This is a genomic window from Desulfosporosinus metallidurans, assembly GCF_001936615.1.
In the GTDB taxonomy this organism is placed as follows: Bacteria; Bacillota; Desulfitobacteriia; order Desulfitobacteriales; family Desulfitobacteriaceae; genus Desulfosporosinus; species Desulfosporosinus metallidurans.
In genome coordinates this window covers 1-25517 of record NZ_MLBF01000041.1, presented here as the reverse complement: position 1 = coordinate 25517, position 25517 = coordinate 1, and the positions used below count along the sequence as shown (strand labels likewise).

The following is a 25517-nucleotide window of genomic DNA, read 5'->3' as shown; positions in this document are numbered from 1 at the left end:
TGGCAATGACTTTTGATTCCTTAAAAATGGAACCCTTATTCAGAGCTGATGCCAGATTGGAAATTGAAGAAAGAGAAACTACCTGTCAATGTCAAGCTTGTGGGAATGGTTTTACTATCACTGATAAATATTGGTTCATTTGTCCGTCTTGCGAAGATCTACGGGCTGAGGTCCTTTCTGGGCGGGAGCTATATATTGAGCATTACCAAGGAGAGGAGATCGCGGCGGAATGACTATTAAAGTTGAATTAGGAACGCCACTACTAGCACGCAATGAGCAGGCGGCGCAAGAAATCCGTACGTTATGCCAAGCAAACAATATTTATTTATTAAATATTATGAGTTCCCCAGGGGCGGGAAAAACGACACTTTTGGAGGCATCTTTAAAATGGTTTAAACTACAGCTAAGAGTTGCTGTTATCGAGGGTGATATTGCGACAACCCGTGATGCAGATCGGATTTCGGCGCAGGGGATTCCTGCGGTTCAGCTTAATACGAATGGTGCCTGCCATCTGGATGCCCGGATGATTTACCAAGCCCTGGATAGTCTGGACCTTGCAAACTTAGACTTGATTATTGTGGAAAACGTGGGTAATTTGGTCTGCCCAGCTGAGTTTGACCTTGGGGAAGATTTGCGCGTCGTGGTCTTAAGTACCACGGAAGGTAATGATAAAATTCTTAAATATCCTTTGATGTTTCAGGAAGCAGGAATGTTGGTTTTGAACAAGATGGATCTTCTTCCTTATACCGATTTTAGCGTTCAAGAATTAGAGCATGATGTTAAGGGTCTTAATCACGGTCTGGAGATTTTTTACGTTTCGGCATCCAAAGATCGGGGCGTTGAGGATTGGACCCGGCGTATAGTAGAGCGTGTCGTACTAAGGGAGCGTCATTAAGTAGACATAAACAAATTCGTGCCGGTGGTAAAATCAGAACATACATTAAGGGTTAGCGAAAGGAAGGAGAGTTAACGGGTGAGCTTAGGTAATTTTGTGAATACTTCCACAATCACAAGCTTAACAGTGATAGGTGTACTGATACTATTGCTGGGTAAGGTTTATGCAGCCTCACGCCTTCATCGGATTAGGGAATTTATTATTCTATCCGCAGTGGCAGAAATGGGTCTTGTATTTGTGGGTCTTGGTTTAGGAGACAGTAATGGAATAGTAGGGGCAGGTTTTCATTTCCTGTATCAATTGATTGTCAGGTTTGTAATGTATTTGGCGGCAATGCAGTTGATTAGGTTAGGGAATTCACCCAACACTAAAGATTTAACAGGTTTGGGTAGTAAGCAGTTCTTTGTGGCTACTATTTTTGGTTTCAGTTTGTTTTCGGCCATGGGGATCTCGCCATTTAAAGGCTCCATGAGTAAACTTTTGATTATTTATTCCGCAGTGAGTACTGAGCATTACCTTCTAGCTGTTCTAGTTGTATTGGCAAGTTTGATAGAAGCAGGATGCTTCTTAAAGATTTTTCACATGCTTTGCCTGGGTGAGAGTTCAGAGCAACAACAAACATCACGCCCAACCAAACTGCTGTTATTGGGAACCGGTCTGGTAACTGTGTTGCTTACTTTATTTCAAGAGCCAATCATGCACTTGATGGCTAACAACGTACTAAGTTTAATTTATGATATTAACTTTGAAACCCTGGCTAAACTGGAATCACACTGGTCGTGGTTGGTTTTAATCCCCTATTTAGGTGGTTTTATTGTCTATATCCTTGGTAAGACTTCTGCTTCATTAAGAAATATAGTGGCTGTAGTTATTTCCGTAGTAAGTGTTGTGCTGGTGTGGCAAACGAATGATCTTGATGGGCTATCTAGGCTTTTTGCCCTACTCATGACTTTTGTATGTTTATTAGTAACCCTTTATTCAACGGCGTACTTTAAAAATAAGCGCTTTTCGGACAGATATTTCTTCTTCCTGATGATTATGCAGGCTAGTCTAATTGGTATAACAACCACTAACCACTTGGGTAACTTTTATGCGTTCTGGGAATTAATGACCTGCTCCTCCTACTTTTTAGTTATTCATGAGCAAACCAAAGAAGCCTTGGAGGCCGGCTATAAATACTTTATGATGTGTACCGCTGGAGCCTATGCATTGCTGATTGCGGCTTTTGCCCTGCAGATTCAGGTGGGTAGCATTAGCTTAAATGTAATTGCCAAAAATGCTGATAAGTTACCTCCAACCTTAGTATTAGCTTTGGCGTTAGGCTTCTTACTAGGTTTTGGCATCAAAATAGGCTTAGTACCGGTGCATAGCTGGTTGCCGGCGGCTCACCCGGTAGCTCCTTCCTCCATTTCGGCTCCCATGTCCGGGATACTGACTAAGATAGGCATTTACGGGGTTTTAAAGCTGATCTTTATGGTGTTTGGAGTGGCATTACTCTCCAAAACTGACCTACTGGGAGACTTCAAATTTGGTTCCTTAATGGCTTTCTTGGGCGCTGCAACTTTGTTGTATGGTGACTTAAAAGCCATACAACAGACAGACGTAAAAAAAATGCTAGCCTATTCTACCATGGCTCAAGTTGGGGAAATTGTAATTGCCTTGGGGAGTGCCAATTACTTGAGTCTGGTGGGTGGTTTGAGTCACGTTTTAAATCATGCCGTCATGAAAAACTTACTATTTTTAGCCATTGGTTCGATGATATTCCGGGTGAAGAGCCAGGAAATCAGCAAACTAAAAGGGATCGGCAAGCAGATGCCCGTAACCTCCTTGTGTTTTAGCATCGGGATCCTGGGCATTATGGGGTTACCGCCTTTTGCCGGTTTTGTGAGCAAATTCATGATGCTGTATGGTTTGATTGAAACCGGGCAGTGGCTATACGCCGGTGTGATTCTTTTAGGTGGCTTTATCGGATGCTTTTATTATTTGCGCTTGATCAAAACCATGTATTTTGAAGAATATGATGGCCCAGCCGTTTCCGAAAGTCCGAAGGCCATGTTGCTTCCCTTGGCAGGTTTAGCTGTCCTGGTAGTTTTTAATGGTTTATTCCCGCAATATGCCTTAAGCCTAATTAAACCTGCAGCTGATACCGTGGCTTGGGCTAGCCATATGCCGACAACTTCCATACCCAACCTAACGATAACCTGGCCTTTAGCGGTGGTAATCCCGATGGTCGGTGGAGCATTAGCTTATTTGGCGGGGAGATACAGTCCAAAATGGGGCGGTTGGTTTGGAGTAGCAACTTTGGTAACTACAACTATCAGCTTACTGGTTTCTAATGGCAATGCCTCAGTATTGTCGGTAAGCTTTGCCTTATTAATTGCTTTTGTTGGTGTGTTAAACCTTCTCTATTCAGTGGGGTATATGGACCACAGCCATGCCCAAAACCGGTTTTACTTCTTTTTCCTGACCATGATTGGTGGATTGATCGGGGTTGCCTTAAGTAAAGACTTATTCAGCTTTTTTGGTTTCTGGGAAATCATGAGCAGCTGGGCCTTATATTTTACCATTGTGCATGAAGAAACCAGGGAGGCCCTCCGGGAAGGATTTAAATATTTCATTTTTAACTATGCAGGAGCAACCCTGATGCTCTTTGGAGTTCTAATCCTTAGTGTTGCCACAGGAACCTTCGAGTTTAGTTTACTGGGGGAGCGGGCGGCCACTATGTCGCCGGCTCAGTTGACAGTGGCCCTTCTGTTGATCACTGCTGGCTTTCTCATGAAAGCAGCCATGCTGCCTTTTCGCATCGATTACCAGATGCACCCACCCGCAGCGCCTACTCCGGTGAGTGGATATATCTCCTCAGTTCTTTTAAAGAGTGCCCCCTTTGGGATTATGAAACTGCTTTATGCCACGATTGGTGTATCCTTAATCGCTAAATTGAGCGGCATGCTGGGGATTGAAATAAGGGAAGCCATGGCTTGGGTTGGTGGATTAACGATACTTTGGGCCGTAGCCATGGCCTTGCTCCAAAGTGATATGAAGAAGCTTCTGATTTACCACACCGTGAGCCAGATGGGTTACATTGTTTTAGGTGTTAGTTTAGGAACGGCTTTAGGCGTCGCCGGAGGGCTTTTGCACCTGGTCAATCACATGTTCTTTAAAAACCTCCTGTTCCTGGGTGCAGGGGCCATCATTTATCGTACCGGGTTCAAGAGTTTAGATGAGGTTGGGGGACTGGCTAAGAAAATGCCCGTCACTACTCTGGTTTTTGCTATCGGTGCTTTCTCCATTGCCGGAATCCCTCCCTTTAGTGGTTTTGTCTCCAAATGGTTGATTTACCAGGCTGCCATGGAGCAGGGAGAAACTAGTCTGGCACTCATCTCTTTAATCGCCAGTGTTTTAACCATGGCATCTTTTGTAAAATTCTTGCACTCGGCCTTTTTCGGGCAGTTACCTGAGAAGTTGAGCCAGGTTCGGGAAGTTCCCGCTACTATGTTAGCGCCGATGGTTGTTTTAGCCGGCTTATGTATATTATTTGGGGTAGTACCTGGTTTACCCTTAAGCTTTATTGCCAAAATTCAAAGGGAGATTGGACAACCGGCAATCGATCCCAATCTATTTAACCTGTATTCAGCTAATGGATTGTGGTCTTTTGGTATCTTGGTAATCCTCTTATTGGTAGGAGGGTTAATCAGTATGGCGGTTTATTCAGCTTATAGCCGGAAGGTCAGATACACTGAAGTTTATACGTGCGGGAATGTTGATTTAAAACCAGAAGAGTTGCAAGTTTCTTCCCATCACCTCTATGAAACACCTAAACAATTGATAAAAAGCGAGTTAGTCGGTTTGAAACTCTTATTTGGCCAGGATAGGGGGCAGGGGGATGCTTAAAGATACGTTAATACTCATTTTTAATACGGTAGTCTTTCCAGGCGGGCTCTTTGCCCTGATCATAGGGCTGGTGCTATTGGGGGTTGATCGCAAGGTAGCAGCTCGGCTGCAGCGCAGGGTAGGCCCCCCGCTATATCAACCTTTTATTGATATGGTGAAGCTTTGCTATAAAGAATTGATGATCCCAAGAACTGCCCACAAAACAGCTTTTCAGCTGGCTCCTATCTTAGGATTCGTGGGAATGTTCGCAACCGCCGTGTTAATACCCATTCCGGGGGTGTATAACGGGTTGAGTCAGGTAAACAATCTGTTGATTCTGCTCTATTTGTTGACCATTCCAGCATTGGCCTTGATGCTTGCTGGCTCAGCGTCTTCTTCCCCCTTTGGAGCAATCGGATTTTCGCGGGAAATGATGATGGTGATGGCTTATGAAATTCCACTAGTTATCGTATTTCTAACTCTGGCCTTAAAAGTAGGTATATTGCAAGGAATTACAGTCAGCTTTTCACTGAGTGAAATAGTCAATTATCAGTTGGGCAATGGTTCCCTAATCGGTGATTTGACCCTACTGCCCGCGGTAATGGCACTTTTATGCTATATACCTGGAACCATCGGGGTGGTACCATTTGATATTCCAGAAGCCGAAACGGAAATAGTTGAAGGACCTATTCTTGAGTATTCGGGGATTGGACTGGCCTTTTTCAAAGCTATGAACGCAATGAAGCTATATATTGTTTTAGCTATTGCTGTTGCATTGTTTTTTCCCGCAATACTGCCCTTTGGCAAGTTTGGTAACCTGTTGTGGTTTGTATTTAAAATCTGTTTACTCATGATTTTTGCTATTACTTTGGTACGAACATCTACAGGCAGGTTACGGATTGATCAAGCTTTTAAGTTTTACCTGTTTTTGCCTACTGGGCTTGCTGCTATCAGTTTAATATTGACGCTTACAGGTCGGGCTTAGGCACAATTTCTGGAGGGAGGAGGCGACTAGGGTGTATAAGTCAACTTTACAAAAGATCGTCCAAAAATCGCCGTGGCTTTATCGAATCAATGCCGGTTCCTGTAATGGTTGCGATGTGGAATTAGTCACAACAGCTTGCATTCCCCGTTACGACTTAGAAAGACTGGGATGTAAGTATTGTGGTAGCCCAAAGCATGCCGATATCGTGTTAATTACCGGTCCCTTAACGGCTCGGGTTAAAGAAAAAGTTTTACGGGTTTATGACGAGATTCCCAATCCCAAAGTTGTGGTGGCAATAGGGATTTGCCCTATATCGGGCGGAGTGTTCCGCGATAGCTATGCTATAGAAGGGCCTTTGGATCAATATATACCCGTAGATGTAAATGTACCTGGTTGTCCACCCCGGCCCCAGGCCATAATTGATGGTATTCTAGAGGCCGTGGAAATCTGGAAACAGCGCGTGTAGGGGAGGATTTCATGTCGTTTTTAAAAATTATTTTGCGTAACCTTCGTAAGGGTCCTGCTACCGACCCGTATCCCTTTGGGGATACCTTTACCCCTGACGGTTTAAGAGGAAAGATCAAGTATAATCCGCAGGCTTGTGTGGCCTGTAGGATGTGTGAGCATGTTTGTGCCGGTGGAGCCATTCGAATTACTGAGGCTGAGGATAAAAGCGGGTTGAATTTTACCCTTTGGCATAATACCTGCGCCTTTTGCGGTTTGTGTCAACATTATTGCCCGACCAAAGCCATTCGCCTGACGACAGATTTTCATACAGCCCACAGACAAGCAGATAAATATAACTATGTTGAAACTGGGTTTATTAAATATGTGGCCTGTCGGCGGTGTGGCCAACCCATGGTGCCGGTTGTAAAGGAATTACTATCGAGAGTTTACGGAGATCTAGAAGGTCCGACTAAAGCTTTTGAAAACCTATGTGAAGGCTGTCGTCGTCAAATCTCAACGGAAAGCGGGGTAAATAAGCGTTGGACGGAAGAATCAAAGAGATAGATACTCAGATGTATAAAACCTTTGGCTCTGATGTGAGCATGATTTGGGAAGAAGACACCAAGAAGGCGATTTGGGGGCACTGTTATCTACCTGATCCGGAAATGATTCACCAAGTAGCTCTATTAGTAGCTGCCTTTAGAGGTAGGGTAATTACAATTACGCCTTATTTACACGGTGAGGAGGATACTCCAAAGAAATTAAGTATAGCGTATCACTTTGATATTCGTGGTGTAACCATCACCAGTACAATCGCTCTCAAGGATGGATTGCATAAAGTGAAGTCCATAACGCCTGTTTTAAAAAGTGCTGATTGGAACGAACGAGAAATGCAGGAAATGTATCACGTCACAGTTGAAGGGCATCCAAATCCCCAAAGGTTGTTTTTAGACGACAGCATTAACCTAACAGAAGATACTATGGTGCCGTTGTCCATGGCTATGAGCGGAGCTACCAGCACAACCTTATGGGAAAAGGTCATGGGTTCTCCAAAAGAAGGGATGGGTAAGGATGAGTAGTTATACTGTGCCCATAGGTCCGATCCATGTGGTGTTAGAAGAGCCAATTTATTTTAAATTGGCAGTGGAAGGCGAGACGGTAAAGGGTGTCGACATTACTGCCGGTCACGTACACCGGGGGATGGAGTTTTTGACCATGCAGCGCAATATCTATCAAAATATTACGCTGACTGAAAGAGTTTGTTCCCTGTGTTCCAATAATCATCCCTTCACTTACTGTATGGCTTTAGAAAAAATCGCCCGGATTGAGGTGCCGGTGCGAGCAGAATTCTTGCGAGTGGTCGCCGATGAAATTAAAAGAATTGGTTCCAACCTGTTTAATGCGGGGATGCTGGCTCATATCATAGGATTTGATTCGTTATTCATGCACATCATGCAAATCCGGGAGATTATGCAAGACGTCAAAGAAACCCTGTATGGTAATCGCATGGATCTGGCGGCCAATTGTATCGGTGGTGTTAAATACGATCTAACGGCAGAGCAAGTTAAATATTTAACGACCAATCTACAAAAGCTCAAAAAGCCTCTGAAGGAAATCATTAAATTGTTCATGACTAATAAGTTAATCCGGTTACGTACCGAAGGGGTTGGGGTCTTGCCTCGAGATAAAGTCATAGAGTATGGAGTTGTCGGCCCGGTAGCCAGGGGCTCGGATGTAGCTTATGATGTCCGCAAAGAAAACCCTTATGCCGCATATAACTACTTGGACTTTGATGTAATTACCGAAACAAGCGGTGATGTGCATGCTCGGGCCTTGGTACGACTCAAAGAGATTGGCCAAAGCATCAGTATTATTGAGCAAGCTGTCAAATTAATGCCAGAAGGCCCCACCTGTCCCGATCATTTACCCGTTATTCCAGCCGGTGAAGCAGTTGCCAAGTCAGAAGCCCCCCGTGGCGAATTACTTTATTTTGTCAAAACCAACAGTTCCGATATTCCCGAGCGCATCAAATGGAGAGTCCCCACCTACATGAACTGGGAAGCGTTGCAGGTTATGATGCCAGGATGTAAGCTGGCCGATATCCCGGTAATAGTAGGGAGCATTGACCCATGTATTTCGTGCACTGAAAGGTAGCTGAAGGGAGCGATTGATTGTGCATGAATTAGCTCTCGTAGATAGTATTTTTCAAATTATAAATATTAAAATCAAGGAATTAAAGTTAGAAAAAATCAGTCAGGTGAAGTTGGTGATTGGGGAAATGAAGGCAGTAGAAGAAATGACTTTATCTGCCTGTTTTGAGGTCTTTGCCAAAGATACTATTGCTGAAGGAGCACAGCTGATTTTTGAAAGAGTACCTCTGCGCGGCAAGTGCCGGCAGTGTGGACATACTTTCAAAGTAAAAAATTATAGATTTATCTGCCCCGAGTGTAGTGACAATGCGGTGGAGGTGATTTCCGGGAAGGAGTTTTATATTGACAGTTTGTTAGCGGAATGAGCTTTAAAGGAGGTGGCGCCTAATGGCAAATCTAAAAGAAAATAATTTTATTTACGCTGACCCTAATAAATGTCTGGGCTGCAAGAGTTGTGAAATTGCCTGTGCCTTGGCCTATGCCGGTTGTGATTTAGAGACAGCAGTAGCCAAACAAATGCAATTGAAGCCCAGAAACATTGTAGTACAGGTCGAAGCTACCGTGGTACCCATCCAGTGTCGCCAATGCGATGATGCTCCCTGTGCCCATGTTTGTCCTGTCGGTGCGTTGTGCCAGGAAGATGGTTTAGTTAAGCTAAATCGTGAAAATTGTGTAGGATGCAAAATATGTGCTATGGTTTGTCCTTTTGGATCTATAGTAATGACAACTGAAACGGTACAAAAAACTGAAGGAAAAAGAACTAACAAGGCTAGAGCCCTGAAATGTGATCTTTGCTTCAGTCGGCATGAAAAAGTTACCGAAGAGGCCTGTGCCTGCGTGCAAGCTTGCCCTACACAGGCTCTGGCCTTAGTGGATTATGAAAGTTACCGGCAAATGGTTTTAGCAGCTAGAGTTCAAGAAATAGCCAAATCAAGGGCTATCGGGTCAATTAGGACGTAAGGAGGAGAAAATTTATGAACTTTAAATTTTCAATTGATAGAGCAGTTCAACAACTTTTACCTGTTGCAGAAAAAAATAATATACAAACGGTTTGGGATAGATTTAAAGCTCAACAACCCCAGTGCGGTTTTGGAAAGCTAGGTGTGTGCTGCAGGATTTGTTGGAAAGGCCCCTGCCGGGTAGATCCCTTCGGTAATGGTCCCCAGCGGGGAGTATGTGGAGCAGATGCACATACCATTGTGGCGCGCAATCTGATCAGAGGTATAGCAGCCGGAGCGGCATCACACTCCGATCATGGCCGTCATATTGCCATGGCTCTATTTGAAGTAGGCGAGGGGCATGCATCGGCCTACAAAATAAAGGATGAAGCCAAATTACAGCAAGTGGCTAAACGTCTCGGTATCAAAACCGATGGTAAGAACTTGCAACAAATAGCTAAGGAAGTGGCTACAGTTAGCTTAGATGACTTCTCACGGCAAAACGCCAAAGTGCCTTGTCAGTGGGCAGTGTCTACCATGACCAAAGAACGTGCCGAAAAGTTAAGTAATCTCGGTGTCATGCCCCATAATATCGATGCCGCTGTAGCAGAGATTATGAGCAGAACCCATGTGGGTTGTGATGCTGATCCGGTTAATATCCTATTGGGAGGTTTAAAAGGTGCCCTGGCGGATTATACCGGAATGTATTTGTCAACCGAATTATCGGATGTCTTATTTGGTACACCTCAACCGTCGGTAACCTCAGCCAATTTGGGAGTTATCAAAGAAAATGCTATTAACATCGCGGTACACGGTCATAATCCCCTGCTCAGTGAGATAGTCTGTGATGCTGCACTATTACTAAATGATGCCGCTAAAAAGGCTGGGGCCGCTGAAGGGTTTAACATTGTAGGTATTTGTTGTACGGGTACTGAGGTGATGATGAGGCACGGAGTACCTCTGGCTACTAATTATCTCTCTCAGGAGATGCCGATTTTAACAGGGGCCCTGGATGCTATGGTGGTGGATGTCCAATGTATCATGCCCTCCTTGGGAGTAATCAAAGAGTGTTTCCACACTGAATTAATCACTACCATGCCCACCACCAAAATTCCTGGCGCCACTCATGTGGAATTTACCGAAGAGAAGGCCATGGATGCAGCTAAGCAGATTTTGGAACTTGCCATAGAAGCCTACCAACGTAGAGATCCAAAACGAATTAACATTCCTCAATACAAGGAGACAGCGGTAGTCGGCTTTAGTGCTGAGGCTATCATTGGTGCATTAAGCAAGCTTAACCCTGAAGACCCCTTAAAACCGTTACTGGACAACATTGTGAATGGAAATATTCAGGGGATTGCCCTGTTCGCTGGTTGTAATAGTACCAATGTGGTGCAGGACCAAAACTTCATAGAAATAGCCAAACGGTTGGCGGCTAATAATGTTCTGTTATTAGCAACCGGTTGTGGTGCCGGTGCTTTCTCCAAACATGGCCTGATGACTCAGGAGGCTACGCTAAAGTATGCCGGCGAAGGTTTGAAAGCAGTTCTAACTGCCATAGGGGAAGCGAATGGGCTCAATGGTCCGTTACCGCTAGTATTGCATATGGGATCCTGTGTTGATAATACACGGGCCATTTCCGTCGCTGTGGCCGTGGCCCAAAAGCTGGGAGTCGACCTGAACAAATTGCCGCTAGTAGTATCAGCACCGGAGACAATGTCAGAAAAAGCAATGGCTATCGGAACCTGTGCAGTTTCTTTAGGATTAACGACTCATTTAGGTACTATCCCCCAAGTAACCGGGTCAAAAGTGGTAACGGAAATTCTCACTGATAAACTGAAAGACCTTGTGGGCGGATACTTCCTGGTAGAGACAGACCCGGAAAAGGCTGCAGAAAAATTACTGTCTGTCATTGAGGAAAAACGTAAGGGTTTAAACATTTAATCTAGAAAAGAAGGCATCGTAAGAGTATAAATCTTAATCTGTGAAGCAAGATATTTCAGGAAGAAATTAAATGAGGAAGAGATTGGGTATATAGCATGAAAATCGCGATTACGGGTAAGGGTGGCGTAGGTAAAACAACATTGGCGGGGATTTTGGCTCGGCAGTTTGCTTCATCCGGATATCGGGTTTTAGCCATTGATGCTGATCCCGATGCTAATCTAGCTTCTTCCATCGGTATCCCAGAGAATATCTTCAAAGAAATAACACCTGTTTCTAAAATGAAAGAGCTAGCTAAAGAACGAACAGGTGCCGAGGACGGATACGGCTCACTATTTATCTTAAACCCAAAAGTGGATGACATCCCCGAGATGTTTTGGGTAGAACATGAAGGTGTTCGGCTCTTGGTCATGGGTACTGTTGAACAAGGGGGAACGGGTTGTGTTTGTCCGGAGCATACTATACTCAAACGCTTGATGCAACACCTGCTTGTGCAAAGAGAAGAAGTAGTAATCATGGACATGGAGGCGGGCATAGAACATTTAGGTAGAGGAACAGCCGGCATGGTTGAGGCCTTAATTGTGGTGGTGGAACCTGGTTTAAGGAGTATCCAGACAGCTAAGCACATTCAACAATTAGCCAAAGATTTGGGTATCCGACAGGTGTTTGTAGTGGGTAATAAGGTTACCGGAGATTCTGATGTGAAATTTATTAAAGAAAATATCCCCGAACTAACTGTATTAGGTATTATGTCGAAGAGTAAGGAGATAGCTGAGTCAGATGTGTTAGGGGTTTCCGCTTTTGATTTGGGTGGACCTGTGGTGCAAGAAGTTGGCTACATTAGAGATAAATTAATCCAAAATTTGAGAGCAACAAGTTAATAATAAATGTTCTGATTTTATAAAGTAGGTGACTAAAGGTGTGTGTTGCAGCGATTGGCCAAGTGATGGAGATTAAAGGGACAAGAGCGCTATGTAGTTTTCGCGGTGCCATGAAGGAGACCTCCATTGTCCTGGTTCCCAAAGTGGAAGTTGGACATTATGTGGTGGTACATGCCGGATTCGCTACGGAAATCTTGAAAGACTTGCCTGGTTACTATCGGAATACAGTTGCCACGGATGCCTACGCAAGACAATTGCTGGACGCCATTGCAACAAAATGCATTGAGCTACAGGGACGTCCGATACGGATTATGAATTTTTGTGGGTCTCATGAGCATACTATCACTCAATTTGGTTTACGAGGATTGTTACCGGACAATATTAATTTGGTGAGCGGGCCAGGTTGTCCCGTTTGTGTTACGCCCATTAGTGAAATTTACTTGGCTATGGATGTGTGTCAAAAGTATGATGTAATTCTAACTGTTTATGGTGATATGTTAACTATCCCCACACCCCGGGGTTCATTAGAACAATGGAGAGCAGAGGGTGCCAACATTAGATTGGTCAGTGATATAAATCAGGCCTTGCAATTAGCTAGGCAAGTAAAACAACAAGTAGTTCACTTTGCTGTTGGATTTGAAACCACCGCACCCAGTACGGGTGCTGCGATCATGGAAGCAACCGATATGACCAATTTCTCAATTATTTCGTCCCATAGACTAACTCTACCGGCGATGGAATATGTACTGAGTACGAGTAGTATTGATGCTGTAATTTGTCCCGGAAACGTAGCCATGGTTACAGGTTCCGAACCCTTTGAAAAAATCTTTGAAAAATATCGATTACCTTTGATTATTACCGGCTTTGAACCCATAGATGTCATAGAAGCGGTGCTAAAGGTAGTATGTCAGTTACGCGAAAATGCCAGTTCATTAGAAAACCAGTATTCCAGGGTAGTAAGGAATACTGGAAACCCAACCGCCAAACAGATACTGGCTCAAGTTTTCCAAGCGGAAAATGCTCCCTGGCGGGGTCTGCCAACATTGCCGGAGTCCCGTCTGGTTTTAAAGAATATTTATGAAAAGTTTAATGCAGAAAGTAAGTTTGGTCTACAAAAGTCTCAAGTTGTGCCTGAAACAGAGGAAACTTGCTGCTGTGCTGAAGTTTTACGAGGAGAAAAGCAACCAAAAGATTGTCCTTATTTTGATAAGGAGTGTACACCGGAAAAACCTAAAGGTCCCTGTATGACTACTACAGAAGGTGCCTGCAAAATACGATATGCTAGTTATCCTAGGTAACAAAAGGTTAGAGAGAAGTCCTATAAATTCAAGGGTCTTGTGCAGCTTATCATCAATACGCACAAAGGAGTGTGGGTTAATGGAACGCATTATGTTGGCCCATGGAAGCGGTGGGCGGCTTAGTCATGAATTAGTTCGTACTCTTTTCCAAAAATACTTAGGAAATCCTTACCTCGATCAGATGAATGATGCTTCTTTATTGCCAGGTAGAGAGCAATTGGCAGTCACAACTGATTCTTTCGTGGTTTCACCTTTGTTTTTTCGCGGAGGGAATATCGGCAAGCTTGCAGTATGTGGTACGGTCAACGACCTAGCTGTTAGTGGAGCGATCCCCAAGTTTTTAACGCTCGCACTTATTTTAGAAGAAGGCTTACCCATGGATGAGTTGGAACGAGTTATTGAGAGTATTGCTGAGACAGCCACCGAAGCAGGCGTCGCGATTGTCTGTGGGGATACGAAAGTTGTGGAACGCGGGAGTGCGGACAAAATTTTCATAAATACGACTGGGATTGGGTATATTACAGATCGTTTAGTAGGTCCAGAGCAGATTCGGCCAGGTGATGAGATCCTCATTACTGGAACGATTGGGGATCATGGGATTACGATTTTATCTGAGCGAGAAGGGCTTGAATTTCAAACCCCGGTTGTGAGCGATTGTGCGCCTTTAAATGGACTTATCGACGCCTTTTATTTGCCAGGAGTCAAATGCATGAGAGACCCTACCCGTGGAGGTGTAGCGACAACACTCAATGAATTGGCTGGGCAGGCTGGAGTAAGTATGCTCTTAGTAGAAGAACAATTTCCACTTTCTCCTAGCGTAGAAGGTGCTTGTGAGATGTTGGGTCTGGAGCCCCTATACTTAGCGAACGAAGGAAAAGTATTGGTCATCGTGGCCCCGGAAGTGGCGGAGGAAGTTCTCCTGAACATGCAAGCACACCCACTGGGGCGCAATGCTGCTCGTATCGGGCAAGTTCAAGAAGGAAAGTTTGGGCTCGTTCTATTAGAAACCCCTCTCGGGGGAAAACGGATTGTTGGCATGCTTGAAGGGGAACACCTTCCCCGTATTTGTTGAGAAAGAGTAGATTCGAAAACAAATTTCCTTGGGCAAATAGGGGAGGCGGATCCTGTTTTGGGGGCAATGTAACTAAGCTGTAAAAAGAGAATAGCAAACTAACTACCTATCGATAGGCATTTTACAAGATTATACAGTTGACCGTTGCGCTGTTTAGGCTGCTAACGACAAGTGCTGATCCAGTATTTCATTCTTCTCAGTAACATATTTATGAAAGTTCTGAAACAGTTTTCGTAAGGTTTCCCCGCTTTTTTTGCCTAGAGCAGGAAATTGGCTGTATATCGCAGAATGCCTGAGTATGAATTAGCTAATAGAAGATATCCGGATATATCTTGCTAACAAGCGGTGATAAAGAGGTTATCATAATATATAGGAAAAAAGGTTCATCTGGTCATTTGTTAATCGAATAACCATGATTTTGGAGCACGTTTTCAATTTCTTTGATAGGTTTCCGCATGATAACACCTCATTTTTGGTTGATTTGGATTGACATCTTAATTATACCAAAAACGTAGTGTTCATGCGGATTTTTGCAGTTTTTTGTCTCTTTTTTAGGCCGAAAATCTGGTTGCGTAACGGAGAATTCTTCATCGATGTTAAAAACTTGGGAATTGCAATAGGAAACAACACTCTGCCAAATTTGGCAGATTTTTTTACTGGAAGAAGGAATTTCATATTAACTTGTAGAATATATTGCATATAAGAACATTGTTCCTATATGCGGAACAAAGGAGGTAACATGAAAGAAGCTAATAAAGGTTTAGAAACAGTTCAACGGACATTGAATTTACTGAGCCTTTTTACTGTTGACAAACCGGAATGGGGTATCACGGAACTGGCTGAAGAACTCGGTTTACACAAAAGTGTTGTTCACAGAATGCTTTATACTCTACACAGCAATAGTTTCGTCAACCAAAACGTTGTAACTAAAAAGTACCGTCTGGGAGTAAAACTATTAGAACTTGGAATGGTCGTAAATGAGAGTATGGATCTTCGTACTGAGGCTCGACCTTTTATGGAAAAATTATTTAAAGAAACGGGAGAAACCGTTCTTTTAGCAATCGTCGATGGATTAACGGGGATTTGTATTGAAAAGATTGAGAGCTCCGAAGGACTTAAGTGTACCTCACGGGTGGGGAAAAGGGTTCCATTAAATGCTGGGTATACCAAGCTTCTGTTAGCTCATATGCCCCAGGAAAGTACTGACTTGGTAATTAATTCGGGGTTAATTCAGTTCACTAAACAGACTCCTACAGATCCAAACATATTAAAGAAGCAAATCGAAGAAATTCGGCAGATTGGTTATAGCTTAACTTATGGGGAGATGGACGAAGGCTCGGTAGGAGTTTCAGTACCCCTTCGTGATTACACAAATACAGTTATTGGAACACTTGCTATTGTCGGTCCACAATTTCGCATTGAGCCAAAATTAAACCAATATATTACTTTGTGTTGCGAAACGGGCGATCAGGTATCACGTCGTCTTGGGTGGTTAGGCGTTTAAGTTTAGAACACACGGTGGGGTTAATACCGCAGAAAGGAGGCGATTTGGCATGTGAACGCTTCTGTTTGTCCATTTCGAGTCAAGGTTATACGACATATATGAGAAAAGCCCTGCGCTAGCAAACATCTTGGCACAGCATAATAAGTTGGCGTTCGGTAGCAACTTGTGATAATTAAATTATTTTAAGGAGGTCATTTATCGTGAGTTTACTTACCCTTAAGAAAGTAGACTTTCCCAAAGTTAATCCAACTTATTTAGCAGCACTAGTTCCGACCGCGGTAGCTCTTAATTTTGCCGGTACAGCAATTCGTCAGGCTGTAGGAATTCCTCTATTTTTAGATACCGGTGGTACAATTCTTGTTTCATTGATTGCCGGACCATGGTATGGTGCACTTGTTGCTATTTTGTCTGCAATCGTTCGTGCAATAACTTTAAACCCAATGATGATCTTTATCTTTCCAGTTGGTGTCGTTTGTGCTCTTATCGTCGGATATGCTGCACGATATAGTATTACTCGTAGTTGGCTGGGACTCCTTTTAACATTATTTGTCATGGTCCCTTTTATGTCAGTAGTTAGTGCTTTCGTTTATGCCTATATCTATGGCGGTTTTTCGGGTTCAGCAATCGATATACTATCGGCTGTATTTATCAAATCGACTGGGTCGATATTCAAGGGACTTTTTATCTCTCAAATGCTGACATCATGGGTTGATAAGGGAATATTGTTGGCTATAGATGTGGCAATCCTCAGAGCATTACCAGTCCAATATCAGATACTTACACCTTTCGGCAAAACAAAGGACAATAAAATTGCTAGTTAAGGAACAGGGACTAACGGGGAGAAACTATTTCTCCCATCTTCCTAGGAAGGAGAACTATGGCTAAAATCATTGAAACAATACAACTAAATCATACTTATACCGATGGGACACAAGCACTTAAATCGATTGACCTTTGTATCGAGGAAGGTGAAAAGATTGCAATTGTCGGGCAAAATGGCAGTGGTAAAACAACATTATCCAAACATTTTAATGGCCTTCTTCGGCCCACTTGTGGGCAGGTTCTAGTTAACGGTAGGGATATATGTAATACTTCGACAGGTGAATTATCGAGTTTTATTGGTTATGTCTTTCAAAACCCTTCTTATCAGTTATTTAGTAGGTCTGTTCAAGAGGAAATTAAATTCGGGTTAAAAAATATAGGCCTTAAAGGTAATGAATTAACCAAAAGAATTGTGGAGACAATGGATTATTTTGACCTATCAAAAGATAGGGAACGCCAACCTTTATCTTTCAGTAGTGGAGTCCGTAAGCTTATTGCATTGGCCTCAGTTTACGCAATGCGGCCTCAACTGTTAATCCTAGATGAGCCGACAACCGGTCAGGATCATCTAGGAAAGGAAAAAGTCGGGATGTTGCTTCAAAAGTTAGCCAATGCGGGGCACACTTACATTGTTATTACCCATGATATGAATTTTGTAGCTAAGTTTGCTACAAGGGTAATCGTTATGGCTAAAGGTGAGATTATTCAAGACGGTAGCCCAGCAAAGCTTTTTACTAATACTAAAGTCATGCAAAAGGCTCATTTACACCCACCGCAAGTTTTTTCTTTGGCTCAACGCCTTGCAATTGCTAACGATAAACAAAATGATTTAGATCCCCCAAAAATGGCGAAGTTGCTCGTTACGGAAGGGATGGTTTCATGAATTCTCCAACGTTATATCGACCAGGAAAATCAGTTATACACAAGTTTGACAGCCGCAGCAAATTAGTATGGTTAATATGCGGCTTGGTCCTAGCGTTCCTGTTCTTCAATCCCGTTTTCCCATTTTGCCTTTTATTAGTTAGTTTAAGCATAAATATAATCGCTACAGGAAGATATGCGATTACTAATACCCTAACAAAAATGTTTATCTTAATGGTGATTTCTTTTACGATCATTCATGGATTTGCCAATCCCTTAGGGAAAACACCAGCTTTATTTTTGGGGCATGTTATTTCGTTACCTTATTTCGGCCCGTTTACACTTGAAGGAGCTTATTTTGGTTTAACTTCTGGATTTCGGGTTATGGCCGTCGCGCTGATAGGCTTATTATATGTTTCAACTTCTCATCCGTCTGACCTTGTTCGTGGTTTAGAAAAGCTCGGTCTATCGCATAAAATAGGTTTTATGATTCTGATGTCCCTTCAACTAATACCGATAAGTGCTAGAGAAAGCCAAATAATTATTGCCGCACAGAGGTCCAGAGGCTTGGTAGAACGAAACATTTTGGACAAAATCAAGGGTTTAATACCGCTTTTTGTACCTCTGGCAGTAAGTTCAATGGAACGAATGGAGACAACTGCGATGGCTTTGGAAGCAAGGGCATTTGGTATCAGTAAAAATCCAACTTCCTTATTGGATACTTCTTTTGGGCTTAAAGATATAGTCTCAATAATTTTATCAGTTTTGATAGTGGTTATCGCGGTAATTATTCGGATTAAACTTGGTAATTTCAATTGGATAAATAATCTTCATAGCTGGACCAATGTGCTATGGACATAGGAGGTAAGGTTCTATGAATAAAGCCATAGAATTTAAAAACGTTTCATATACTTATTTAGAGAACGATGTCCCAGCGCTTAGAAAAGTCAGCTTAGAAGTGGAAGAAGGAGAATTCGTTGGTATCGTAGGTCCTAATTCCTCTGGTAAAAGTACCATTTGCCGAGCCATAAGTGGTTTGATTCCCCACTCTTACAGCGGCCAGCTCGATGGAGAAATCATAGTTAAAGGTTACAAGACTCAGGAAGTAAAGACTGTAGAGTTAGCCAAATTTGTGGGAATGGTATTTGCTGATCCTGAAGCACAATTATCTCAAAATACAGTTTGGGAGGAAATAGCTTTTGGTCCTGCAAATTTAGGAATACCAAAGGTTGAAATTTTAAAAAGAGTGGAAGAATTAGTAGCTCTTTTGAAGATAGAAGGACTGCGAAACAAATCCCCGTTTACTCTTTCGGGAGGCGAACAACAAAGAGTCGCGATTGCCTCGGTACTGGCAATGCAACCGGATATTCTAGTGTTGGACGAACCTACATCTAATCTTGATCCACAAGGAACTGCAGAGGTATTCGCTGCAGTGAGAAGCCTTAACGAAGAGCAACACATAACTGTAGTCATGGTTGAACACGAAGTCGAATTGTTGGCAGAATTTGCGAATAGAATTTTACTAATGAACAAGGGTGAGATTGTTCTAGACGGAACCCCATCGTGTGTATTTCGTTCAACAGAAATAGTTCGTCAGACAGGATTAAATGTACCACAAGTGACTGAGGTTATTGAAATTCTGGATAAGGAGTATAATGTATGGGGTCAGCGCCCATATCCTTTAACCGTAGAAGAGGCGATAAAGTTGATTAATTTAAGTCGTTAGAAAAAGCAAGATTTTCGAAGAGAGGTAGTTAATTTAAGATGAAAAAATATGATCTCATCGTTCGAAACTGTTCCTGCCTACGTTCAGATTTAATGGTTGAGTCATCTAAAGATATAGGCATTACTAATGGCATTATAGCGGACATTGCAGATTCAGGGACTGATATAAGCGGAGATACAATTGTTGATGGTCAGGGTAAGTTGGTTATACCGGGGTTGGTAGATGGGCATACCCATGTATGTCAGCAATTTTTACGTGGCAGAACTTTGGATGAATTTCCGATGATTTGGGCTCGAATCTTAATACCCTTTGAGAGTAATCTTGAACCAGAAGACGTTTACTGGAGTACTCAACTTGCCTGTCTCGAAATGATAAAATCTGGGACGACGTCTTTTGCCGACGCAGGTGGAAGATATATGGAACAGGCCGTTGAAGCGACGATCGATGCTGGAATGAGAGCATTTATAGCACGATCGACAATGGATATGGGTGCATTTATACCGGATAGTATGAAAGATACTATTGAAGATAACTTAAAGAGAACTGAAGAGTTATTCGCTGAATATAACGGTGCCGGTGATGGGCGAATCAGTATTTGGTGCGGTATAAGGCAGGTAATGACATGTTCACCTACACTTATTAAAGAGATTTCTGAGCTAGCCCGACAGCTAAACACTGGGATACATATGCATTTAGCGGAACACAGGGACGAAGTTAGTTTCTGTCTGCAAAACTATGGATTACGTCCTGCAGAATTATTAGAGAGTTTGAATGCACTAGGACCCAATTTATTAGCAGCCCATAGTGTTGCTTTATCGGAGAAAGAATTGGAACTACTAAATAAACATCAAGTCAAAATTGTTCATTGTCCGAGGAATAATTTTGATAGCCATGGTTTTCCAAAGACGCCTAGAATGCTACAAATGGGTATGACAGTGGGATTAGGAAGTGATGGGTCGGCAACTTCCAGTCTAAGCCTTTTTGACGAGATGAAAGTATTTCGTTCTGGTATCCATGCATACTGGGGTTTGCCAATCTTCGATCCGGTTGTTTTGACAGCAGAACAACTGATCCTTATGATAACCCAAGGCGGGGCAAAATCTGTGGGGTTGGGTGACCTAGGTTCTATTGACATCGGGAAAAAGGCTGATTTATCATTGATAAATTTAGAACAGCCCCATATTTTGCCGACTCATAATATCCTAAAAACATTGGTAGAGGCGGTTACCGCTCACGATGTTACTGATGTTGTTATCAATGGGCGGTTAGTCATGAAAAACAGGGAAGTACTCACACTGGATGAAGAGAAGATAATGTTTGAGGCAAAAAAAAGGTTAAAGGTAATCGGGGAACGGGCCGGGATATAACCTAAGGTGTTAATGTGGAGTAAATAATGTGTTTAAATATCTCAATATACCAATAACATAGGATCATACGTCAGATGTCTATTAAGTAGATGGCTTTGGCTCCTATGATGTCTACCTCTTTGGAAAGTCCTTATCACTTATTTTAGGTTAGCATCCGCCGCCCTTCTTATTGCATTATGGAATGGACAAAGTTTCAAATTAAAATTCCCCACTTTTGCAACGGTGAAATCCCCAATATTAATGGTCATTGCCGGCACTTAATATAAGTCTTACCCTTGTAGTTGAGAGAAAGAAAACTGCAAGGAAGGACAGGCGGGGCTCGCAATCTCCCAAAATTGATCTATCGAGAAGGAAATTTTCTAATGTTTTCTAAAATAATATGATGCTTCACATGAATTCCTGTTTCTGATGTACATAAGCAGGGGGGATTCAGTAAGGACTCTTAGGATATTCATGGCATCAAGAATAATACTAATCCATTACAGATACCAAAACCCTAACAGTGGAGTTGGTTTGATATCACAGCTTCACTGTTGGGGTTTTCTGTAAGTTCGCCTCCGCCATACATAGGCGATTAGGACAGTCAGAAAGTGTTACTTAACCCATAATTTTGCCACGGTGGCAAGGTTATGCTTCCAATTTAATTTGGCAAATATATGCTTCCAAAATAGACCTGCTAACTGTAGGTTTATTTTGTTTTTCTGCTTTTTAATATCCTAGTGGAGTTCTGGCAAGGGGATCCTTATTTCCGCTGTTGCATAGGTCTTGCCTAAGGACTCCGATGCGTCTGCTCATTGAGGTAATCAAGGATTTTCTTCATACCCCCTGTCATTTTCCCTTTGCAGACGTATTGCAACCCCTCGTCTTCAAGATAGATAAAATTGGCTTCGTCGAAAAATCCACGATCAATGCGTATTCCCTCAACCACTGTTTTACGGGGATCAATTTTTGCCAGCGTTTCTTTTAGAAATTCTAGAAATCCGCCGTTACTGGCTGTTTTACCCCCACAGAGGTCAGCATTGAACAATTCAGCACTCCCAGAGACAAAGGTTACTTTGACTTTGTAAGAGGAACGACCATGGTAACGGGGATTATAGCCGACTTCGGAGCCTTCTTGGTTTCCGAAGACAGTAATCACAGAGTCATCAAAATCCAACCAAACGCTACGAGGGCCGTCCAAATCGGCTTTGAGCGAAAGAAGAGCATCGTTTACTTTGCGTAATTTCTCGGTTAATTTGGCCAACAAATAGCGTAACGTGCGTTCATCTGGGACGGTGTCGTGATCTTTAATCGTTTGGTATCCGGGGTCTTGTTTGAGTGCTTCCATGTGCGAGAATCGTAAGAGTCCGAGGGCTGCGGCATCCACCATCGTATCGATGATTTCGTGGGCTGTGTAGAGGCAATTGTGAGGGCGTTTGATGTCAGTGTGCTCTTGTATGAGTTCCTGAAGCCCAAACCACTTTTTTGAAAGTCTCGAAAAGACCAAAATTACCGTACCCGGTCACGCTCGCGTTATCGAACGTCACAGGTAAGTTCGTTTTAGCCGCTAAGCTTCAGATAGAATATGGTAAATATGGAATATAATATTTGTATACGAAACCATGAAATTGCTTGGCAAGGTTATTGCTTCCACGAAAAAAGTATGTACTTAACAAAAGTTAATATTAGTAAGAAAAGGCGTTCCGATGGGAGCGCTTTTTTCTTTCCGCTGAATAGATCGAAAAGGCTCTTGGACAAAATCTCGGCGAGCCTCTTATACCTCCTGATTCCGAGCGGAGCGATACGAACACTGACCAAACGAGGCAATGGTAGGAGTGCGGATATAGTGATATGATGTTAACATATGCGAAATGAACATGGATGCGCCTTATCAGAATCGTGCAGTTGAAATAAATTGTTATTCAGTCTAAATACTTGCGGACGGTTGGATAATTTTTTCATTATGACAAAGGAGTTGGTTAAAATGAAAGCTTCTGACATAATGCACAAGATAAACCCATTGCCAATACGATGTAATATTAAAGAAGCAAATGATATTTTACAAAAGAGCGATACAGATTTTCTCCCGGTTATTGATGAAGAAGAAAAATACGTGGGTATAGTTTCAAAGGACTCTTTACTGAAAGAAGTCCTAAACGGTTTAACTCATAACGCCAGTATAAAGGGTTGTCTTGCTCAATACATACCCTGTGTATGGTCTGACACTGAATTAGAAATAATGCCTATTTGTAGCAACGGTGCAGTGGTGTTAAATAGTGATAACCAGGTTAAGGGTATTATTAGAAATATTGATTTTCTCCGTGCTTTCCGTTCGGATATTGATGATCTCAAAGACCGTATGTATGCTGTTATTGAATCAGCCCATAATGGTATACTTGCAGTTGACCTAAGTGGAAACATAATTCTTGCCAATCGTGTCGTTGCCGAGATTCTTGAAATCCCGGTAGATCAACTGATTGGTCATCCGGTAATTGAATATATTTCAAACTCTTTAATGCCAAAGATCTTATTATCGGGACAATCTCTCTACGGTGAAAAAATTGTACTAAATACGACACCAATACTTGCGAACTATTCTCCTGTTAAAAAGAATGATGTTATTACAGGCGCTGTCTGTGTGTTTCAGGACTTATCGAGTATGGATGCAATTCACAGCGAACTTGACTCAGTAAAAAAACTTACTAGAGAGTTAGGATCTATTATAAATTCTTCATATGACGGTATATATATTACCGATGGTGAATGTTTAACTCTTAATTGTAACGAAGCCTATCAGCGAATTACCGGAATTTCCGCTAGCGAAGTCGTAGGAAGAACGATGCATGAATTAGTCGAAGCAGGAATTTTTGACCATTCGGTATCTATCTTGGTAATGGAAGGAAGAAAGAACATTACTATTACACAAACTATAAAGAAGACCAATAAACAAGTTTTGGTAACTGGAAACCCAATATTTGACGAAAATGGTTATATATTCCGTATAGTTACCAATGTGCGTGATGTTACAGAACTTTATAATTTGCAAAATCAACTCCAAAAATCGAAGGAACAAACATTATTGTATGAAACGGAATTAAGACATTTACGTTCACAACAGGCTGAGGATACGGGAATTATTTATCGCAGCATATGTATGAGCAAGATTATAGAATTGAGTCTGAAACTAGCTAACGTCGATTCTACAGTATTAATTACCGGGGAATCCGGCACTGGAAAAGAATTATTAGCAAAGTTAATTCACAAACATGGAAAAGGTATAAACAAACCATTTATTAAGATTAATTGTGCAGCAATACCGGAACAGCTCTTAGAATCGGAGTTGTTCGGGTATGATTCCGGGGCCTTTACGGGCGCGAAAAAAGAAGGAAAACCTGGTCTTTTTGAATTGGCCCACAACGGTACTCTTTTTCTTGATGAGGTAGCTGAAATGCCGCTTCTGCTCCAGTCTAAGCTCTTGAGGGTGCTTCAGGAAAGACAAATCATAAGAGTAGGTGGAACAAAACCGCTTGATGTTAATGTAAGAATAATCGCTGCTACCAATCGTGACCTTCCAAAGATGGTCAAAGAAGGTAATTTCCGAGGAGATCTTTACTACCGCTTGATGGTTATCCCCATTGAACTACCGCCTTTACGGGATCGAAAAGAAGATATTCCGCTATTGGTGAAACATTTCGTCGATACGCTAAATAATCGCTATGATTACAAATACCACGCTTCTGCTCAACTACTCAATGTATTATCTGATTATCCGTGGCCTGGAAATATTCGCGAATTGTCAAATATCATTGAACGTTTAATGATTACGACAAATGAAGATGAGTTATCCGTAGATCTGTTACCAGAAACTATTTATCGAAAAGATGTACTTCCGGAATATGGTACACAGCTTCAAGATGCTGCTGCCCAAGCAGAAGCATATCTTATCTCTAAGACGTATGAAGAATGGAAATCATGGACTAAAGTAGCTGAAATACTCGGAGTGAACAAAAGTACCATATATCGTAAAGCTTTAAAACATGGATTACTAAAGTAAATCATCGCAATATTGCGACTTAGTTGCAATATTGCGAAAGGAGCTACTTAAGCAATCAAAGACCATATTCGGAAAATTTAGAATGCAATTCTGCGACAATTAAATTATTAATTAATCCTAATAACCCCTCAATAGAGGGGTTATTTTATTTGGTATCATTATTGCAATATTCTAGAATATATCGAAAGTATTTGTATGCCTAAGGAGGTGTATATTAACGATTCATGATTAAGTTCCAAACTCAAACACCTTATCGTTCAGTGATTCCAAACTCCTGACGAATTAAGAAGGAAGCGAGTTCTCTGAAAAATTAATCTCAAAAAAATGGAGGAAGAGAAAATGAAAGTATATGTTCTAAATAATGGATGGCTGGAATGTGATGAGAACTGGATGGTTGCTCAATCAGTGCTCGGTTCGTTGGGCAATAAGACACCCCAAGTCAATTGGATCAAGATACCTGTCTACGCGGTCTTAATTGATCATCCCCAAGGCAAAATATTATACGATTTAGGGTGTCACCCGGATGCAATGAAGGGATACTGGCCTGCCGGGCTGCAAGGAGTTTTCCCTTACTATTTCGAAGAATCACAAGACTTTGCTACACAACTTGCTTTGACTGGAACGAAACCGGAAGACATCAAAACGGTCGTCTTATCCCATCTCCATCTTGATCATGCAGGCAATATGCACTTATTTGAGCATGCAGATGTTTACGTCCACCAAAAGG

At 42.2% G+C, this 25517-nt stretch carries 23 protein-coding genes; 22 read left to right on the top strand and 1 reads right to left on the bottom strand.

What is annotated here, in order from left to right; all coding sequences use genetic code 11:
• Window positions 1-5: 5 nt before the first annotated feature.
• The 20 genes from DSOL_RS30135 (at window position 6) to DSOL_RS18880 (ending at window position 20757) form a co-directional block, all read left to right on the top strand.
• Window positions 6-233, top strand: a complete 228-nt coding sequence (locus DSOL_RS30135; RefSeq protein ID WP_075366381.1) for a hydrogenase/urease maturation nickel metallochaperone HypA — start codon at window positions 6-8, stop codon at window positions 231-233.
• Window positions 230-895, top strand: a complete 666-nt coding sequence (gene hypB, locus DSOL_RS18975; protein ID WP_075366380.1) for a hydrogenase nickel incorporation protein HypB — start codon at window positions 230-232, stop codon at window positions 893-895. The genes DSOL_RS30135 and hypB overlap by 4 nt, the downstream gene beginning before the upstream one ends.
• A gap of 78 nt (window positions 896-973) precedes the next feature.
• A complete protein-coding gene (locus DSOL_RS18970) occupies window positions 974-4786 on the top strand; it encodes a proton-conducting transporter transmembrane domain-containing protein (protein WP_083642762.1) in 3813 nt (1270 codons plus the stop codon).
• Window positions 4779-5750, top strand: coding sequence for a respiratory chain complex I subunit 1 family protein (locus DSOL_RS18965; protein WP_075366379.1), 972 nt, complete (start codon window positions 4779-4781; stop codon window positions 5748-5750). Before DSOL_RS18970 ends, DSOL_RS18965 begins: the two co-directional genes overlap by 8 nt.
• 31 nt (window positions 5751-5781) lie before the next feature.
• Window positions 5782-6216, top strand: coding sequence for an NADH-quinone oxidoreductase subunit B family protein (locus DSOL_RS18960; RefSeq protein WP_075366378.1), 435 nt, complete (start codon window positions 5782-5784; stop codon window positions 6214-6216).
• Between the two features lie 11 nt (window positions 6217-6227).
• On the top strand, window positions 6228-6761 hold the full coding sequence (locus DSOL_RS18955; RefSeq protein WP_075366377.1) for a 4Fe-4S dicluster domain-containing protein: 534 nt from the start codon (window positions 6228-6230) through the stop codon (window positions 6759-6761).
• Window positions 6737-7276: an NADH-quinone oxidoreductase subunit C gene (locus DSOL_RS18950; protein WP_235838896.1), complete on the top strand. Its 540-nt coding sequence runs from the start codon at window positions 6737-6739 to the stop codon at window positions 7274-7276. Before DSOL_RS18955 ends, DSOL_RS18950 begins: the two co-directional genes overlap by 25 nt.
• A complete protein-coding gene (locus DSOL_RS18945) occupies window positions 7269-8351 on the top strand; it encodes a hydrogenase large subunit (protein ID WP_075366375.1) in 1083 nt (360 codons plus the stop codon). The genes DSOL_RS18950 and DSOL_RS18945 overlap by 8 nt, the downstream gene beginning before the upstream one ends.
• 19 nt (window positions 8352-8370) lie before the next feature.
• Window positions 8371-8712 carry a hydrogenase maturation nickel metallochaperone HypA gene (gene hypA, locus DSOL_RS18940; RefSeq protein ID WP_075366404.1) on the top strand — a complete coding sequence of 114 codons (342 nt, stop codon included), beginning with the start codon at window positions 8371-8373 and terminating at the stop codon, window positions 8710-8712.
• A 22-nt stretch (window positions 8713-8734) separates the two neighbouring features.
• Window positions 8735-9307, top strand: coding sequence for a 4Fe-4S dicluster domain-containing protein (locus DSOL_RS18935; protein ID WP_075366374.1), 573 nt, complete (start codon window positions 8735-8737; stop codon window positions 9305-9307).
• Between the two features lie 14 nt (window positions 9308-9321).
• Window positions 9322-11229: an anaerobic carbon-monoxide dehydrogenase catalytic subunit gene (gene cooS, locus DSOL_RS18930; RefSeq protein WP_075366373.1), complete on the top strand. Its 1908-nt coding sequence runs from the start codon at window positions 9322-9324 to the stop codon at window positions 11227-11229.
• A gap of 95 nt (window positions 11230-11324) precedes the next feature.
• Complete coding sequence (locus DSOL_RS18925; protein WP_075366372.1) at window positions 11325-12107, top strand: ATP-binding protein; 783 nt, start codon at window positions 11325-11327, stop codon at window positions 12105-12107.
• A 38-nt stretch (window positions 12108-12145) separates the two neighbouring features.
• Window positions 12146-13405: a hydrogenase formation protein HypD gene (hypD, locus tag DSOL_RS18920; RefSeq protein ID WP_075366371.1), complete on the top strand. Its 1260-nt coding sequence runs from the start codon at window positions 12146-12148 to the stop codon at window positions 13403-13405.
• Window positions 13406-13484: 79 nt separating this feature from the next.
• Window positions 13485-14477, top strand: coding sequence for a hydrogenase expression/formation protein HypE (hypE, locus tag DSOL_RS18915; protein ID WP_075366370.1), 993 nt, complete (start codon window positions 13485-13487; stop codon window positions 14475-14477).
• A 739-nt stretch (window positions 14478-15216) separates the two neighbouring features.
• Window positions 15217-15981 (top strand): IclR family transcriptional regulator, encoded by a 765-nt coding sequence (locus DSOL_RS18905; RefSeq protein WP_075366368.1) that lies wholly within the window; start codon window positions 15217-15219, stop codon window positions 15979-15981.
• A gap of 200 nt (window positions 15982-16181) precedes the next feature.
• The gene (locus tag DSOL_RS18900; protein WP_075366367.1) at window positions 16182-16802 is read left to right on the top strand and encodes a hypothetical protein; all 621 of its coding nucleotides are present in this window, start codon (window positions 16182-16184) and stop codon (window positions 16800-16802) included.
• 56 nt (window positions 16803-16858) lie between these two features.
• On the top strand, window positions 16859-17686 hold the full coding sequence (locus DSOL_RS18895) for an energy-coupling factor ABC transporter ATP-binding protein (protein WP_075366366.1): 828 nt from the start codon (window positions 16859-16861) through the stop codon (window positions 17684-17686).
• Window positions 17683-18525 carry an energy-coupling factor transporter transmembrane component T family protein gene (locus tag DSOL_RS18890; protein WP_075366365.1) on the top strand — a complete coding sequence of 281 codons (843 nt, stop codon included), beginning with the start codon at window positions 17683-17685 and terminating at the stop codon, window positions 18523-18525. Before DSOL_RS18895 ends, DSOL_RS18890 begins: the two co-directional genes overlap by 4 nt.
• A 13-nt stretch (window positions 18526-18538) precedes the next feature.
• On the top strand, window positions 18539-19390 hold the full coding sequence (locus DSOL_RS18885) for an energy-coupling factor ABC transporter ATP-binding protein (protein WP_075366364.1): 852 nt from the start codon (window positions 18539-18541) through the stop codon (window positions 19388-19390).
• 38 nt (window positions 19391-19428) lie between these two features.
• Window positions 19429-20757, top strand: coding sequence for an amidohydrolase (locus DSOL_RS18880; RefSeq protein ID WP_075366363.1), 1329 nt, complete (start codon window positions 19429-19431; stop codon window positions 20755-20757).
• A 769-nt stretch (window positions 20758-21526) separates the two neighbouring features.
• Here the strand turns inward: DSOL_RS18880 and DSOL_RS18875 are convergent.
• Window positions 21527-22243, bottom strand: coding sequence for a transposase (locus tag DSOL_RS18875; RefSeq protein ID WP_075366362.1), 717 nt, complete (start codon window positions 22241-22243; stop codon window positions 21527-21529).
• A gap of 477 nt (window positions 22244-22720) precedes the next feature.
• Between DSOL_RS18875 and DSOL_RS18870 the strand changes: the two genes are divergently transcribed.
• Window positions 22721-24790, top strand: a complete 2070-nt coding sequence (locus tag DSOL_RS18870; RefSeq protein ID WP_075366361.1) for a sigma 54-interacting transcriptional regulator — start codon at window positions 22721-22723, stop codon at window positions 24788-24790.
• A 339-nt stretch (window positions 24791-25129) separates the two neighbouring features.
• The coding region (locus DSOL_RS18865) for an MBL fold metallo-hydrolase (RefSeq protein ID WP_139314529.1) at window positions 25130-25517 on the top strand (388 nt) is incomplete at its 3' end.

Bases quoted from the DNA above. Each gene is read 5' to 3' on its own strand.
- hypE (WP_075366370.1), top strand. From the start codon at position 13,485: ATGGAACGCATTATGTTGGCCCATGGAAGCGGTGGGCGGCTTAGTCAT.
- DSOL_RS18965 (WP_075366379.1), top strand. From the start codon at position 4,779: ATGCTTAAAGATACGTTAATACTCATTTTTAATACGGTAGTCTTTCCA.
- DSOL_RS18895 (WP_075366366.1), top strand. From the start codon at position 16,859: ATGGCTAAAATCATTGAAACAATACAACTAAATCATACTTATACCGAT.
- DSOL_RS18925 (WP_075366372.1), top strand. From the start codon at position 11,325: ATGAAAATCGCGATTACGGGTAAGGGTGGCGTAGGTAAAACAACATTG.
- DSOL_RS18870 (WP_075366361.1), top strand. From the start codon at position 22,721: ATGAAAGCTTCTGACATAATGCACAAGATAAACCCATTGCCAATACGA.
- DSOL_RS18955 (WP_075366377.1), top strand. From the start codon at position 6,228: ATGTCGTTTTTAAAAATTATTTTGCGTAACCTTCGTAAGGGTCCTGCT.
- DSOL_RS18880 (WP_075366363.1), top strand. From the start codon at position 19,429: ATGAAAAAATATGATCTCATCGTTCGAAACTGTTCCTGCCTACGTTCA.
- DSOL_RS18905 (WP_075366368.1), top strand. From the start codon at position 15,217: ATGAAAGAAGCTAATAAAGGTTTAGAAACAGTTCAACGGACATTGAAT.
- DSOL_RS30135 (WP_075366381.1), top strand. From the start codon at position 6: ATGACTTTTGATTCCTTAAAAATGGAACCCTTATTCAGAGCTGATGCC.
- cooS (WP_075366373.1), top strand. From the start codon at position 9,322: ATGAACTTTAAATTTTCAATTGATAGAGCAGTTCAACAACTTTTACCT.
- hypB (WP_075366380.1), top strand. From the start codon at position 230: ATGACTATTAAAGTTGAATTAGGAACGCCACTACTAGCACGCAATGAG.
- DSOL_RS18890 (WP_075366365.1), top strand. From the start codon at position 17,683: ATGAATTCTCCAACGTTATATCGACCAGGAAAATCAGTTATACACAAG.
- DSOL_RS18935 (WP_075366374.1), top strand. From the start codon at position 8,735: ATGGCAAATCTAAAAGAAAATAATTTTATTTACGCTGACCCTAATAAA.
- DSOL_RS18885 (WP_075366364.1), top strand. From the start codon at position 18,539: ATGAATAAAGCCATAGAATTTAAAAACGTTTCATATACTTATTTAGAG.
- DSOL_RS18945 (WP_075366375.1), top strand. From the start codon at position 7,269: ATGAGTAGTTATACTGTGCCCATAGGTCCGATCCATGTGGTGTTAGAA.